This is a genomic window from Flavobacterium sp. FG19 (genome assembly GCF_057809475.1).
Genome location: NZ_JBMDKA010000010.1, coordinates 27,829 through 42,678, shown reverse-complemented (window position 1 = coordinate 42,678; position 14,850 = coordinate 27,829). Strand labels below are relative to the sequence as shown.

The 14,850-nt window shown below is 34.2% G+C and carries 11 protein-coding genes; 3 read left to right on the top strand and 8 right to left on the bottom strand.

The annotated features are described in order from the left end of the window. Positions 1–16: 16 nt before the first annotated feature. Together ACODST_RS11895 and ACODST_RS11890 are read right to left on the bottom strand one after the other, a co-directional pair. Complete coding sequence (locus ACODST_RS11895; protein ID WP_488932320.1) at positions 17–2,203, bottom strand: alpha-L-rhamnosidase-related protein; 2,187 nt, start codon at positions 2,201–2,203, stop codon at positions 17–19. Between the two features lie 439 nt (positions 2,204–2,642). Next, on the bottom strand, positions 2,643–3,434 hold the full coding sequence (locus tag ACODST_RS11890; protein ID WP_488932319.1) for an AraC family transcriptional regulator: 792 nt from the start codon (positions 3,432–3,434) through the stop codon (positions 2,643–2,645). A 128-nt stretch (positions 3,435–3,562) separates the two neighbouring features. Between ACODST_RS11890 and ACODST_RS11885 the strand changes: the two genes are divergently transcribed. Further along, on the top strand, positions 3,563–4,777 hold the full coding sequence (locus tag ACODST_RS11885; protein WP_488932318.1) for an MFS transporter: 1,215 nt from the start codon (positions 3,563–3,565) through the stop codon (positions 4,775–4,777). A gap of 211 nt (positions 4,778–4,988) precedes the next feature. Here ACODST_RS11885 and ACODST_RS11880 read toward each other — a convergent pair whose 3' ends face one another. Continuing rightward, the gene (locus tag ACODST_RS11880) at positions 4,989–5,207 is read right to left on the bottom strand and encodes a SymE family type I addiction module toxin (RefSeq protein WP_488932317.1); all 219 of its coding nucleotides are present in this window, start codon (positions 5,205–5,207) and stop codon (positions 4,989–4,991) included. Between the two features lie 149 nt (positions 5,208–5,356). Here ACODST_RS11880 and ACODST_RS11875 point away from each other — a divergent pair, with 149 nt between their 5' ends. Further along, the gene (locus tag ACODST_RS11875) at positions 5,357–5,572 is read left to right on the top strand and encodes a helix-turn-helix transcriptional regulator (RefSeq protein ID WP_488932316.1); all 216 of its coding nucleotides are present in this window, start codon (positions 5,357–5,359) and stop codon (positions 5,570–5,572) included. Positions 5,573–5,613: 41 nt separating this feature from the next. On the opposite strand, the gene ACODST_RS11870 is transcribed toward ACODST_RS11875, so the two are convergent. From ACODST_RS11870 to ACODST_RS11850, 5 genes are all read right to left on the bottom strand, one after another. Next, positions 5,614–6,534 carry a DUF4238 domain-containing protein gene (locus tag ACODST_RS11870; RefSeq protein WP_488932315.1) on the bottom strand — a complete coding sequence of 307 codons (921 nt, stop codon included), beginning with the start codon at positions 6,532–6,534 and terminating at the stop codon, positions 5,614–5,616. 82 nt (positions 6,535–6,616) lie between these two features. Next, a complete protein-coding gene (locus ACODST_RS11865) occupies positions 6,617–7,300 on the bottom strand; it encodes a hypothetical protein (RefSeq protein WP_488932314.1) in 684 nt (227 codons plus the stop codon). A gap of 188 nt (positions 7,301–7,488) precedes the next feature. Beyond that, positions 7,489–9,069, bottom strand: coding sequence for a sodium:solute symporter (locus ACODST_RS11860; RefSeq protein WP_488932313.1), 1,581 nt, complete (start codon positions 9,067–9,069; stop codon positions 7,489–7,491). Beyond that, entirely contained in the window at positions 9,066–10,130 is a 1,065-nt protein-coding gene (locus ACODST_RS11855; RefSeq protein WP_488932312.1) for a Gfo/Idh/MocA family protein, read from the bottom strand. Before ACODST_RS11855 ends, ACODST_RS11860 begins: the two co-directional genes overlap by 4 nt. A gap of 150 nt (positions 10,131–10,280) precedes the next feature. Further along, the gene (locus ACODST_RS11850) at positions 10,281–12,788 is read right to left on the bottom strand and encodes a right-handed parallel beta-helix repeat-containing protein (protein ID WP_488932311.1); all 2,508 of its coding nucleotides are present in this window, start codon (positions 12,786–12,788) and stop codon (positions 10,281–10,283) included. A 382-nt stretch (positions 12,789–13,170) separates the two neighbouring features. Here ACODST_RS11850 and ACODST_RS11845 point away from each other — a divergent pair, with 382 nt between their 5' ends. Then, on the top strand, positions 13,171–14,847 hold the full coding sequence (locus ACODST_RS11845; RefSeq protein WP_488932310.1) for a glycoside hydrolase family 28 protein: 1,677 nt from the start codon (positions 13,171–13,173) through the stop codon (positions 14,845–14,847). Positions 14,848–14,850 lie beyond the last annotated feature (3 nt).

The window sequence follows — 14,850 nt, the reverse complement described above, 5'->3', positions numbered from 1 at the left end:
GTTAATAAATCATAACTCACAAAGCCTTATAACTCACTTTATACTCTACATTCGGTTTTACAATCAATTGGTATTTATTTTTGGCTAATTCAGTAATTGTTCCCGAGTTTGTTTTGGGCTTAGTTGAACTTTCAATAATCAATTTTCCTTCTCCTTCACTTGCTTTTACTTTGATTTCTTTGGTACTGCAATACACGGCAACTTCTCCGTTTGGTGTTGGCACTTTTCCTTCCATCCATTTTAAACCGCCTAAATTTGGTTTAATTTCATATTGGGAATAACCCGGAGCAGTTGGTTTTACACCCAAATAATATTTTCCTAATAAGTAAATCGGACTTGCACCCCAAGCATGACAAAGGCTTTTTCCGTAAGGACGACCATACATGGTTAAATGCTCTGTTCCTTTTTTGTTTGGATTGTATTCTTCCCAGAAAGAGGTTGCCCCTTCATTCAACATTCCGCCCCAATAATCTTTCATTTCTTTTAAAACGTAGTTTTGTTCTCCCATTGCGCATAAGGCTTCCAATTCGTAGAAACGCATATATGGAGTTGTAATTTGAAGAACATCTTTATTCAGTAACACTTTATTTTTTACGCTTTGCTTTTGTTCTTCATTAAAATAATTAAAGAAAATACCGAACATATTAGCGTATCTGGTTACAATATCCTGCATTTTTCCATCGATACGTTGGTGTTTCATGACGTTTTCTTTTTTATCCCAAAAAACATCAAACAATTTCGTTTTTAAATCAGTTCCTAATTTTTGATATTGTTTTTGGTCTTCGGCTTTACCAGCAATTTCGGCACTAACCGCCATAGCTTCTAAACTTCTTGCTAAAAGCATTTGCTCAAAACTAACTTCGCCTGTTTTTGGCAATCCGTCAGCCCAATCAATAAAAACCCAATCGCCTTCTAATGGTTCAAGGAATCCGTTTTTATTTCTTCTTTCTAAACAGAAATCCATAAGCGATTTCATTCTTGGATAAAAAGTTTTGATGAATTTCGTATCGCCAGTGTGTAAGTAATAATCGTAAACACCTACAAACCAATACAACGAATAATCCATTATGATATTTACGTGAGCCGTTACAGGATCTTTTCCACGAAGTGCTAACAACGTTCTTTCTACAGAAGCTGAATCAAAGAATAAATAATAATTCATTAAATAACTTTGATACGCATCACCAGACCAAACCCAGCGATCACGTTTGATCCCGTCGATAAAAAATTCGCGGGAAGTTAAATGCATCGTATAAGCCGACACATCCCAAATTTTATTCAATTGTTCGTCTGATGATTTGAATGCGCCACGATAGTCTAATGGCAGATATTCATAAAGCATCGAAATTGAATCGTATTTTACGCCTGCATCTGCCTGCACCTGAACGTAACGGAAAGCTTTTGAACCGTCATGTGTGTAGGTTTCAGATTGTTTCCCATCAAAAGATAAATGGTCTAAAGTTTCGCATTTGGCAGAATCCAAAGCTTCTTCACGAGATTCTCCATAATACAATGCTAGTTTTCCTTTTCCTTTTAAGCCGTGAATTTTAATATAACCAAAAGTCTCTTTTCCAAAATCTACCAACTGACCCGCTCCAATTTTTTCTGTTTTTTTAGCGCTTAAAGGCTTGGTTGTTAGTTTAAATTCTGAAGGTTTATTTTCTGGCGAATTAAAATTCCACGAACCAACTGGAACCCATGGCGTGCCGGATTGTTGTGCTTTTCCGGTTTCGTCAATCCAAAGTTTATCTTCGTTGGTAACTTTCCACGAAGCATCAGATTTAATGTATTTTCCATTAATATAAATTGCTGGCAATACTTCCTGATTGTACACTTTAAAAGAGATTTTGTGTTTTCCTGCAGGAATTGCGATCGATTTTGGCTGTCCGTAAATTTGAACACCATCTAAAAGCAATTGAAAAGGTCCTTCTGAGTAAATTTTCACTTCGTCTAGTTGCGGAATATCTACTTCTGTCTGGAAAGTGACCAAAGCATAAGGACTGTAATATTGCCAAAGCGGAGGAAATACGGCTTCACGTTCTGTACGTCTTACCTGCATTTTATTACTTAACCAAACTTCAAAATCTCCTGGATACCAGATCCATGTCGCTTCTTTTGGTTTTTCCTGTGCTGATGATAGCGAACAAAAAAAAAGGGCCACAAAAAGAACGAAAATCTTAAGGAGTGAAAAACGGTTTAGCATAGTAAGTTTATTTTGGGACTAAAGTTAAGTGTTCTCATCACATTTCACACCCTGCACTATCCTGCTATTTCATAAAAAACAGTACTTTTTGATAATTTTTTAAGGGAAAAATTATGAGGTATCACTTTTTTAGTATTAAAAAAAATGATGTTATAATTTTATGGTACACGGATGAGACGGATTTACTTCGAAAAGACGCGGATAAAAACGGATTTTAATTTTTTACTCTTTTTTTGTCATTTCGACGAAGGAGAAATCACACGCGGGATTCCGCAACTTATGTCGCCAATCTTTGTAGAATTACTAGTGTGATTTCTCCTTTCAGTCGAAATGACAAAGATTGTGTTATTTTGGATAAACTAAAAGAAAAAATCCGCATCAATCCGCGTCTTTACGAAGTAAATCCGTCTCATCCGCGTTCTATTTTTAGTTTCATGAATTAAGCAGACAATTTATCGTTCTCATTTTCATCTTCTAAAATATAGTTAGAAGGCGTTTTGCCCAAATGCTTTTTAAACATATAAATAAAAGCACTTGTAGTTTCGTAACCCAAGTTGAAAGCAATTTCTTTGATGGATTGTTTTTCGCCCAAACGTTTTATGGCTTCTAGAAGTTTTAAACGAGTTCGCCAGTCGCTGAAATTCATTCCCAGTTCTTTGATGAATAAACGTGATAAAGTTCTACTACTCATAAACGAAAGTTCGGCGTAATAATCGATTGTGTTTTTGCTGGCAACATCATCCATTAAAAGTTCGACTACTTTTTGTAATCTTTCATGATTGGTTGTCGGAAGAAAAGTGGCGCTTGGTTCAATTAAAGCCAATTCATCCAAGAAAACAGAAATGATTCTGTGTTGCGGAGGCGTTAAATTTCCATCTACTCCAAATGAAATGATTTTGAAAACCAATTGCTTTAAAAACATCGGGATATCAAACGAAAAACTGTTTGTTGGTAATCCTTCCATAAAAGACGGATCGATAAAAACGCTGTAATAATTAACGTCTTTCTGAAAAGTAACCTGATGTTCTACTCCGCCTGGAAGCCACAAACCCTGTAACGGATTCACAACCCAAATATGATTGCCCACAACCACGTTCATTACACCACGAGTTGCATAAATTAATTGTCCTCTTGGATGCGAATGTGAAATACACATTTCGTTGGTTACCATTTCGGTATAGCCAATAACAGGAATCAATGGATCAACTCTGTATCCATGCTCCTGCGCCATTCGATATGTCCGAATCTGGTTATTCATTGTCCAAATATAGCAATTCTGACATTAGTATTCTTTTAATCTTTGCAAAAAATAATACAGCTGTTGTTTTTTAACCTAATTTAAAAATCAAAAAATATCTCATGGACACTATCAAAGCAAATCCTGACATAGTTAAAAAAACCACTTATTCGATCTTATTCATCATAAGTTTTTCTCATTTAATTAATGATCTTTTACAGGCTGTTGTGCCTTCCATTTATCCACTTTTAAAGGAAAATTTCAACCTAAGTTTCTCTCAAATTGGAATCATTACTTTTACTTACCAAATCGTAGCTTCTATCCTTCAGCCTTTTGTGGGAATGTATACCGATAAAAACTCAAAACCATATTCGCTGATTATTGGAATGTGTTTTACCATGGTCGGACTTTTCATGGTTTCGATCGCTTCTAACTTTGTTTATTTATTATTATCAGTAAGTTTAATCGGCATCGGATCTTCCATTTTTCATCCTGAATCTTCACGTGTGGCGCATTTGGCTTCGGGCGGAAAAAGAGGTTTGGCACAATCAATTTTTCAATTGGGCGGAAATGCCGGAAGTGCTATTGGGCCTTTGTTAGCAGCGTTTATTGTAATTCCTCATGGACAATCTTATATCGCTTGGTTTTGTATTATTGCTTTAGTAGGTGTTTTTGCTTTGTATAAAATTGCAATATGGTACACGGCACACTTGTCGGAAAGAAATGCTAATAAATCGGCTCATAAAATTGAAACACATCATTTATCTAAAAACCGTGTAATTGCTTCGTTGATTATTTTATTGGTTTTGATTTTCTCTAAATACTTCTACATGAGTAGTATTACAAGTTATTATACTTTCTTCCTTATTGATAAATTCCACATTACGATTCAGCAGTCGCAAGTCTATTTATTCTTGTTTTCGGGTGCTGTTGCGGCAGGAACTTTAATTGGAGGGCCAATTGGAGATCGTTATGGCAGAAAATACGTAATCTGGGTTTCTATTTTAGGTGTTGCTCCGTTTACTTTAATGTTACCTTACGTTTCTTTATTTTGGGTTGGAACTTTATCTGTAATTATCGGATTGATTCTTTCTTCGGCATTCTCAGCGATTCTGGTTTATGCAACTGAATTAATGCCTGGAAAAGTCGGACTTGTAGCGGGTCTTTTCTTCGGATTTGCTTTCGGAATGGGCGGTTTAGGTTCTGCTATTTTAGGAAAAATTGCCGATGCTACAAGTATTGAATATGTATTTAAGATTTGTGCGTTTCTGCCTTTGATTGGGATTATTACCGGGTTCTTGCCTAATTTGGAGAAGAAAAACAAAGCTCAGGAATAATTCTAAACACATAGAAACATAGTATTTACATTGTCTGTAAAGGCATTTCATTTTATAAAAAAACACATAGTTTTTCTGGATTGAAAAGCTATGTGTTTTTTTATTTTATAATCTTTTTCAAAACATAACCAGTGGTTTCAACCACTGGAACGCAAAGTTTATCAAAAAAACGTTTCCCGTGGTCACGGGCTATGTTAAAAATAGATGATTTTTATTTTGTTTCAATTTCATTATTAACCGTAATCACGATTCTATTTTTCTTATAATGAACGGTTACAAATTTCTCGCTTCTAAAGCCAATATTATGAAGCCATTTTCCACAAAGTCTAATTTCCGGAAAAATCACATAACGATGATAACGTCTTCGAATTGTTTTCGGATGGATTTTTAGTTGTCTTTTTCCTGATTGTTTCATTTTATTCTTTTTCATCGAAACAAATATAGTAAAAATTATACTACAAATAATACTTTTAAGTTACTAAATTGCTTTTTTAGGGCAACTTAAAGTATTTAAAATATTCTTTATATTATAATTTAATTATAAGATATTTGCATGAAATATCAATTAATCAGCATAGTGTGTCAAAAGTTAAATTAAATAGAATAAAAGTTGTTTTAGTTGAAAACAATAGAACAAGCAAGGAATTAGCTAGTAATTTAGGTAAAACAGTGTCGACTGTTTCCCGTTGGTGTACAAATGAAGCTCAGCCCTCCATTGAAACGCTTTATGAGATTTCTAAATATTTGAAGGTTGATATTCGAGAGTTGTTGGTTTCGACTGGGAACAAATCATAAATTGATAATCCCAGACAAACGCTATTGAATTTCAAATTAGTTTAAAAATTATTTAATTGTTCAATATTACTAGAAAATATGAACTCTCTAGCATTTTTAAGCATCATGTTATTATAATAAACAACTTGTTCTTTTTCAATCGCCACATATTTACGCTTTTCCTCTTGTTCTTGATAATGTATAATAATAGCTTTTCTGGGCGTAATTGGATAATATAAATCCATCTGAGAGACTTCCCCAGCATTATTAATAACATCTCTTTTTACATTTATAATTGGTTGATCTGTCGTTATAAAGTCAATTTCTGTATTGTTATCAAAAAAAACATATCTAGTTTCTTTCACAAAAGTCAATGAATTAGCAATAGCTGGTGCATAGATAAATGGAAAAAAATTTAAATATTTTTCAGACAAATATGAATATCTTGACATGACTGGTTTTATGGCCTCTTGCATATTTTTTGTTCTGAGATATTGAAAGGAAACATAAATCATTGTCGATAACAAATCTTTTTCATTATCCAAAAATTCCAAGTCTTCAAATTTTCTTACTGAAATTAATTTTTCTCCAAACTTCTCAAACGTAGCATGTATATCTTCCATTGTATTTGCCTTTAACAGAGCTAAGTCTTTTTCAAGTTTTGAATTATTTAAAGCATTCATATTATTACCCTCCAAAATACGCTTTATTCTAGAGAACGATGTCACTTGCTCAAAAAATTGAAGAACAAAAGGCTTAACAATATCATTACACCATAAATTAATTAGTTCTTTCAAAATTACTTCTTCATCTTCTGTAAATTCTTCTAAAGCATAAAAAAATCGCTGTTGAACAACTCCTTCAATATTTGTTCTAATAGTCTTATTTGAGGTTTTGAAAAGAGTAAAAATTTGATCATTAACAGACCAAGAAGTTAGATACTTCTTCCACACGTAATGTTGCTTTTTTTTTAACTGTGACATTTACAAATAATTTACATCTTTCAATAATATCAATATAAAGTGCAAAAGTTTGAATCTTTATTTTTGACAAAAAATAACCTAATTATAGCGCTAAACTTTCTGGTGCTTCTAATTTCACTTCCCAAATTAACAATCGAGTTTCTTTAAGAACATTTTTAGCAAACAATAATTCATTAAAAATTAATTTACTTTTTATTATTCTTTCCATCGGTTGAAAAACTTTTAAGAACCTACGGTCTAATTTGTTTGTTCTTTGTTCTAATTGATAATTTATAAATTCGTTTGTTATTAAATATTCTTCACAAGGAAATGGATCAAATCTTTTATTTCTAAGTTGATGACCTAGCATTTTATGATCAGCGACACAGATAAATAATCCTTTTGTATATGTATAATTAGCTTCTAATGAAACTCTTATCATGTCATTAAACATTTTTACAAATCTATTAGTTTTGCCTATCGTTCCTTTTTCATTACTATTTTGTCTAAATAATCCAAATTCTACAGAAATTTGTAATTCCTTTTCTATTACAACTAAATCTATTAGTGGTTTTTCATTTCTCATAGAAATCCTTTCTCTAGCTGGAATAAATGTCTGATCATTTATAGCGACTTCGAGCTGTATTTGACAAGGTCTAAATTTGTAAGTTTCCATTAATGATGCAAAAAAATCATATCTTATCGAATCTTCACCTAAATGCAACAAGGGCTTTGTCTGAAGCCTTTCTTCAAGTATTTTTTTATAATTTTTAAATAATTCTTCCATTTCATTACATTAATAACTTACTAAAAATAAACGTCGCAAAAACTTGTAATATATCAAATTTTTCTAATTTTAAACAAATTACTTATACTTTGCTTTAAAAAAAAATAACACTTTACATCATTAAAAAAGAGCGTTTCTTTATATGGAAAAACGCTCTTCAAATTATACTTAAATTCATTAATTTCTATCTAATTCCCATTAAAAACCAAATACAAAACCAAAATCGTCAACCCCAACAAACCAAACAAAAGCTTTACCTTCTTACTGGTTTTAGGAATATCCGTTTCATCTGAAACATTCACTTCAGGATTTCTATCGGTTAAAGAGATAATAACTGCACTAATCATTAAAATCGCAAAAATGTAAAACGAAATCAATAAAAAATGAGGCCAAACTGGATATTTATCGGCAGGGAAAATCCATAGATACAAAACCCCAACAAACAAACTAAAAGCCGAACCCCAAGAAAGAGTTGCATTTACGGCTTTTTTGGTTGTGCGTTTCCAGAAAACACTCAAAAGAAAAACAACAGATAACGAAGGCGCCAAGAACCCTAAAACCGCCTGAAAAATGTTGAATAAATTCTGTCCTTTGATATTGTCAATCGCAACGGCAATTAGAATCGCAAAAACACATCCAGCAGCAATTGTTAATCGGCCAATTTTAATTTGATCCTGAATCGTCGCTGTTGGGTTGATTTTTTTCACGTAAATATCATTGGTAAAAACGGTACTTAAAGCGTTTAGAGAAGAACCTATTGTTCCTACCAAAACTGCAATCATCACACAGATTACCAAACCATTCATTCCGCTTGGGAAAAGATTCGTAACCATGGTCATATAAGCTAAGTCTGAATTGCTTCCTAATTCGGGATATAACGCATAACATAAAATTCCAGGAAGAATAAACAACGGCAAAGCCATAACTTTTAACCACCCAATGAAATTAACTCCTAATTGCCCTTGTTCTAAGTTTTTCGCTCCTAAAACACTTTGCACCATCGATTGATCGGTACAGAAAAAAGCAACTGCAGCAACTGGATATCCCAACAAAATAGCCGGCCACGGATAACTTGCATCGTCAGAAGGGCGAACTAAATTCCAAAAGTTGGATGGTGTTTTTGCAGCTAAAGCTTCGATTCCGCCCACTTTCTGTAATCCTAAATACGAAAGCGTTAGTGAAACTACAATCAGCAGAATCATCTGAAAAACATTGACTTTCGCAATTGCTTTTAATCCTCCCGCAAAAGTGAAAATTCCAGAGAAGATCACTAAAACCGTAACACTCTGCCACATCGGAATTCCTAAAATCTGACGCACTAAAACACCTCCGCTGAATAATCCTAGAGATAACCAGCTTACTAATATTTTCACCAAAGCGTACCAAGCCAAAATGTTCTGTGTACTGTCGCCATAACGTTTCCCCATATATTCGGGCATTGTGCTTACTTTACTCGCAATATATCTTGGTGCAAAAACCATTGCCAAAAGCAGTAAAAACACAAAAGCGTACCATTCAAAATTTCCGGCTACAATTCCCGTAGCATAACCAATACTTGCAAAAGCCAATAATGACGAAGGCCCAACATTGGTTCCCCACATATTAAACCCGATGCTGTACCAGTTTAAAGAATTTCCGGCAAGAAAAAGCGTTTCGTTTTTCTTTCTCTGCTTCATACTTACCACATACCCAATGACTAATAAAGCCACCAAATAACCCGCAACAATTATAAAATCGAGCGTGGTTAATTTATCGTAGATACTGTTCATAGTCCGTATTCGTTAAGAATATCTGCAATTTTAACCGGCATTCCAGTTTGCAAAGATTTGTCCATTGCTTGTAACAAAGCCACAGTTCCAATTCCTTCTTCCATATTTGGATACGCTTCAAAACCTTGCTCGATACTATCTGTAAAATATTCTAAATAATTCTGATATTCCCCACCGTGATGGCTTTGTCCTTCAAAACGGAAATAATATTTTATGGTACTGTCGCCCCAAGTAATCACTTTTTCTTCTCCTGTTCTATCTGTAATGGCATAACGCAGTTCATGATAATCAGCTTGGCTTGCACCTTCTGTTGCTCTTAAAATCGTACTCATTCCGCTGTCACGTTGCGCCGGCTGAGTTGGCGAAGTATACACACCGCTCACACGAGCAATTCTTCCATCGGTTGCTTTGAAGATAAAATGCATCGTATCTTCATTCTTCAAACCCGCAGATTGTCCATTACTGCTGATCATTCCGTACCCCATCACTTCTTGGATATTTGGAAGATACCATCTGATGAAATCCACAGGATGGCTCAAACCTCCATACAACCATTTAAACGATTGCAAAAGCGACCATTCTTTCTTTAAAAACCATCTGTGATCGGCGTGATATTGGGCTTCGATTGTGATTAAATGCCCAATTAAACCTGCTTCGTAATCGGCTCTTTGTCTTTTGGCTGGTTCGAAGAAACGAGAACTTTGACCAATGAAAACTTTTTTACCAGTTGATTTGCTTAACTCTAACAATTCTTTTGCATCTGATAAATCATCGATAAATGGTTTGGTGCAAACAACATGTTTTCCGTGTAACAAAGCTTGTTTTACATGTTGTGCATGCAAATGATCTGGCGTGTAAATCGCTATAATATCAATTGAAGCATCGTTTAACAAATCATCGTAATTGGTGGTGTACGAATGAAAATCGAATTCTTTTGCGCGTTGTTTACATAATTCTTCGTTTCGGTCGCAGATTTTAACGAGTTCTAGTTTTGAACTTTCTATAGCTGCTGACATTGTGCTTCGTCCTTCTCCAAGTCCCAGAATGGCTATTTTTAACATTGGTGGTTAGTTTAGATTATTAGTTTTTTTTTAGCCACGAATTCACGAATTATTTTTTTACAATCTAGATGTAATATTAATTCGAATTATTCGAAAAAATAATCGAAAAGATTTTAAAAAGAAAATTCGTGAATTCGTGGCTATCTCTCTTTATTTCGTTTCTACTTTGTTTAAGAAAATCCAGGTTTCGTCTGGTTTTGTGCCTTCAATTCCCGTTTGATATTTTTTCATTAAGGCGTTCCATTGATCTACTCTTGGGTTATATTCTGTTGTTTTTGGGTTGAGTTTATCCAGATTTTCACCTTTCGGAATACTAATAATCAAAATCAATTGTCTTTCGTTTTTAAAGACCTGCAATTGCTGAAAATCGGCATTACAGAAACCTTTAGCAACTTCTGGCCATTTTTCGAATTGCGTTTTATGATACTCCACATATTCTTTTTGCAATTTTTCATCAGCAGGAAGATTGGCTGTTAAAACAACATTTTCCCAATCTGATGCTGGTTTTGAGTCTTTACATCTTTCGAAATTTTGGAAATCGTAAACCAAATCTTCATAGATTTTAATTTCTAAAGAAGGAAAAGCGCCTGCCAATTTACGTTTCGTTCTTTCGGGTTGATTCATTTTTCCGTAAATAACCAAATGATTTTTCCATTGGTACAATTCCTGACCTACAATTCTAAATCCGGTTAAAGTCGATTTGATTTTTTCGATATCAAAATCAGAACCTATTAATTCGATGGCATAAGGTTTTGGCATTTCTTGCAATCCCCATTTTTCATCGATTACAACTTCTTTTTCTAAATCTTTGTAAGGCGCTCTGATTCCTGCAGCATCTTTAATTTTGACACTTACATACGGATCGTTGTGTTCCCAGATATTTCCTTTTGGACCATTATGGTTTTTCAGGATTTTCTTTTCTGCAATCCAATTGTTTTTAATCGTAAAGCCTTCGCTTCCTTCGTCAGTATACAAATACAGCCATAAAAACGGATCGTGCGCATACGGACTGTTGTAAACTTTGTCGATATAATTCTCTTCAATTCGGCTTCCTGGCTGAGCAGAAAGCGTATAAATTCCAGCAACATCATGCAAATGTTTCGCATAATGATGAATTTTATTTCCTAGAATTTTGTTGTTCTGCATCACGTTTGGCGTGTGCGTCCAACCCCAGCCCATTGCCATTCCAGAATACGACACATCCGAAATTTCGTTATGTTCAATTGTAATGTTTCTAACAAAACCAGCACTGATTCCTAAAGTTCCCCAATCTTCATTGGTTACATTTGTGATTAAATTATCAGCAATTACTTCATCCGAACACATTTCCCTTTCGTCTTTTATGATTAAAGGCAAATGCGCTTCAAAAGCTTCCTCAGAGAAAATCCCAACATTGATGGCACTTCCGCCAATATCTTTAAATAAATTTCCTTTTACGGTATTATGATTTGTTCCTTTATTTAGATCTAAACCAGTTGAAGCTAAATGCTCAAAACGACACGATTCAAACAAAATATTATTGGCATAATTTACTTCAACCGCTGCACGAGGTCTTCCAACCCAAGCCTGATTCTCTAAATTCGCCTGATTTGGCGTTCCCGGCTGTTTCAATTTATAAGCATCCAACAAATATAATCCTGACTGCAACGGAACATGACCTTGCTGTGAAGGACGAAGCCAGTTGCTGTACTGAAACGAAATTCCTTTAAACTGAAAATGATGTACAGGAGAATCTATTGTTCCTTTTACTTCTAGAAGATTTTCTAAAACCGGAGCAGTAACTTTAGCTGTGGCAATATCTTCTCCAGCTCTTGGGATATAATAGATTTTGGCATTTTTCTTATCTAAAAACCATTCTCCCGGTTCATTTAAAAGTGAAAAAGCATTATTTAAAAAATAAGCTGAATTTCCGTTATTTTTAGAAATCCAAGGCGCTGGCCATGGGTGTTCACTTTGAATTCTGCTTTCAGGTTCTTCAAACGAAAGTCTGGCACTGTCTTTCTGAACTTCTATATTTTTAATTCTAAGATTCGCATTCGACCACCATTGTACGATAAACATTTCCATTCCCGGTTCAAACTTTACCGATTTATCTTTAAACGGAATCCAGCAAGTCTGCGATTCGTGATCCCAAGACAAGATTCTTTCCATTGAATTTCCAGCTGTATTTTTGGCTCTAACAGCTTTTTTATCATTAACCCATAATTGTCTGAAATCAATTAAAGTTCCTGCTTTTCTAGGCGCATCTGCCACCCAAACTGCACCTTTTTTTAGTCCGTTAATAACAGTTGTTGATTTTGTCCAATTTTTAATTTCGATTCCACCGCTTATAATAGGCTTTGCATTTACATCAGCTTGAATAATTGTTGGGCTATCAGCAGTTCCAGAATCTTCTGGTCTTACAAATAAAGGTTCGTTTAAATAATATGTTCCGTTCATTACTATGATTCGGATTCCGTCTTTTATGGATGGATCTTTTAATCGACGAAGTTCTCTAGCTTTTCGCATTGCCATGTGAACCGTTGCCAGCGGACTTGATTTTGTCCCGATGTTCGAATCTTTTCCTGATGGCGAAACCCAGATTTCAGCTCCACTTGCCGAAATTGTGAATACCATCAAAAAAACAATCAGTAATTTGTTGAAAGGAATTAAACGCATTATTTATAGTATTGATTTTTTTCTTGTGCTAAAATTACGAGGCATTTATTTAAAGCGCTATAATTTTTACAAATAAATGTATTTTTAACACTTTTACCAAATAACAGGCACAATTTAAAAGAATATAAAATGACAGGCATCCTGTACCCTCCTGTAATATTGCGCTTAAGACATTCTCTTTCAAAACCTGACTTTTCATTATCTTATGATTTCACAATCAAAAAAAGTTAAATTCATAATAATTCTGTGATAAACTGCCTAAAAATAGCTTTTCGTAATATTTTTTTAATAGATTTGTGTAATCGATTACATTTAAAAATTATTATTTATATGTAGTTAAAATTTCATATAAATAAAATAAACACCAAAAAATTTACTAACAATGAAAACCAACCGACTACAATTTGCTTCTCTTGCACTTGCTCTTGTGATGTGTTTGAGTACTAAGAATCTCAATGCCCAAAACGCCTCAGGCGACACTTACCAAAACATTGAGTTTAAAATGTCTAAAATTAACGAACCTGTTATTCCTAACAACAGCGTAAATCTGAAAGACTTTGGAGCTGTAAACGGCGGTTATGTTTTAAATACAAAAGCTTTTGCTGATGCGATTGATGCGTTGTTTAAAAAAGGCGGTGGAAAACTAATTATTCCTCCTGGAATCTGGCTTACAGGCCCAATTATATTAAAAAGTAATATTGAGCTGCATGCCGAAAGAGGTGCTCTGATAAAATTTTCTCCAGACAAAACTTTGTATCCTTTGGTTGAAACCAACTTTGAAGGTTTAAATACTTGGCGCTGTATCTCACCTATTTATGGTAAAAACCTTGAAAACATTGCTTTTACTGGAACTGGGGTTTGGGACGGTTCAGGAGAAGTCTGGAGACAGGTTAAGAAAAGTAAAGTAACAGACAGTCAATGGAAAGAGGTTATTTCAAAAGGCGGTGTTTTAAATAAAGACAAAACAAGCTGGTATCCATCAGAGGTTTTTATGAATGCCTCTAAGGGTGCTGACCAAAATGTACGTCCTGACTTAAAAACCAAAGAAGAATTTGAAACCATTCATGATTTTCTTCGCCCTGTAATGGTAAGCATTCAAAACAGCAAGAGAGTTTTATTGGACGGTCCTGTTTTTCAGAATTCTCCTGCTTGGAACATTCACCCTTTTATGGTGGAAGATTTGATTGTTCGAAATGTAAGTGTTCGCAATCCTTGGTATTCTCAAAATGGAGACGGACTTGATGTAGAATGCTGTAAAAACGTATTGGTCGAAAATTCAAGTTTTGACGTAGGAGATGATGCCATCTGTATCAAATCTGGAAAAGATAAAGACGGACGTGAAAGAGGTGTTCCTTGCGAAAACATCATTGTAAGAAATAATATTGTTTATCATGGTCACGGTGGAGTTACAGTAGGAAGTGAAATGTCTGGTGGTGTAAAAAACCTTCACGTTTCTAATTGTACTTTTATGGGAACAGACGTAGGTTTACGTTTTAAAAGTGCCCGCGGAAGAGGCGGTGTAGTTGAAAACATTTTTATTTCGGATGTGTTTATGACTGATATTCCTTCTCAGGCTATTTCTTTTAATTTGTATTACGGTGGGAAATCGATTGCTGAAACATTGGAAGAAGGCGGAGACAAAATCGTTAATAAAGCAATGCCTGTAACAGTTGAAACACCTCAATTCAAAAACATTACAATCAAAAATATTACAATAAAAGGTGCTCAGCAAGCAGTATTTCTACAAGGTTTGCCTGAAATGAATTTAGAGAATATTGAAATCACGAACTTAATTGCTAAAGCAGAAAAAGGATTTTCGATTATTGATGCTAAAGGAATAAAATTAAATGACTTACAATTAGATATTCAGGCTAAAAACGCATTTGAGATTTACAATGCTCAAAATCTTTCTCTGAAAAATGTAACATTTAATCCTTCTTCTTCTAATACCATTACAATTGCAGGCGAAGCGAGTAAAAATATCGATTTAAGCGGTTCTAATTTGTCAAAAACAACTACAGTTGATAAAAGCGTTCCTAAGAAAGCGGTTAAATTCTAATAC

Excerpts from the sequence above, each read along its gene's own strand:
- ACODST_RS11860 (WP_488932313.1), bottom strand. The coding sequence starts at position 9,069 with ATGAACAGTATCTACGATAAATTAACCACGCTCGATTTTATAATTGTT.
- ACODST_RS11855 (WP_488932312.1), bottom strand. The coding sequence starts at position 10,130 with ATGTTAAAAATAGCCATTCTGGGACTTGGAGAAGGACGAAGCACAATG.
- ACODST_RS11870 (WP_488932315.1), bottom strand. The coding sequence starts at position 6,534 with ATGTCACAGTTAAAAAAAAAGCAACATTACGTGTGGAAGAAGTATCTA.
- ACODST_RS11865 (WP_488932314.1), bottom strand. The coding sequence starts at position 7,300 with ATGGAAGAATTATTTAAAAATTATAAAAAAATACTTGAAGAAAGGCTT.
- ACODST_RS11890 (WP_488932319.1), bottom strand. The coding sequence starts at position 3,434 with ATGGCGCAGGAGCATGGATACAGAGTTGATCCATTGATTCCTGTTATT.
- ACODST_RS11895 (WP_488932320.1), bottom strand. The coding sequence starts at position 2,203 with ATGCTAAACCGTTTTTCACTCCTTAAGATTTTCGTTCTTTTTGTGGCC.
- ACODST_RS11885 (WP_488932318.1), top strand. The coding sequence starts at position 3,563 with ATGGACACTATCAAAGCAAATCCTGACATAGTTAAAAAAACCACTTAT.
- ACODST_RS11850 (WP_488932311.1), bottom strand. The coding sequence starts at position 12,788 with ATGCGTTTAATTCCTTTCAACAAATTACTGATTGTTTTTTTGATGGTA.
- ACODST_RS11845 (WP_488932310.1), top strand. The coding sequence starts at position 13,171 with ATGAAAACCAACCGACTACAATTTGCTTCTCTTGCACTTGCTCTTGTG.
- ACODST_RS11880 (WP_488932317.1), bottom strand. The coding sequence starts at position 5,207 with ATGAAAAAGAATAAAATGAAACAATCAGGAAAAAGACAACTAAAAATC.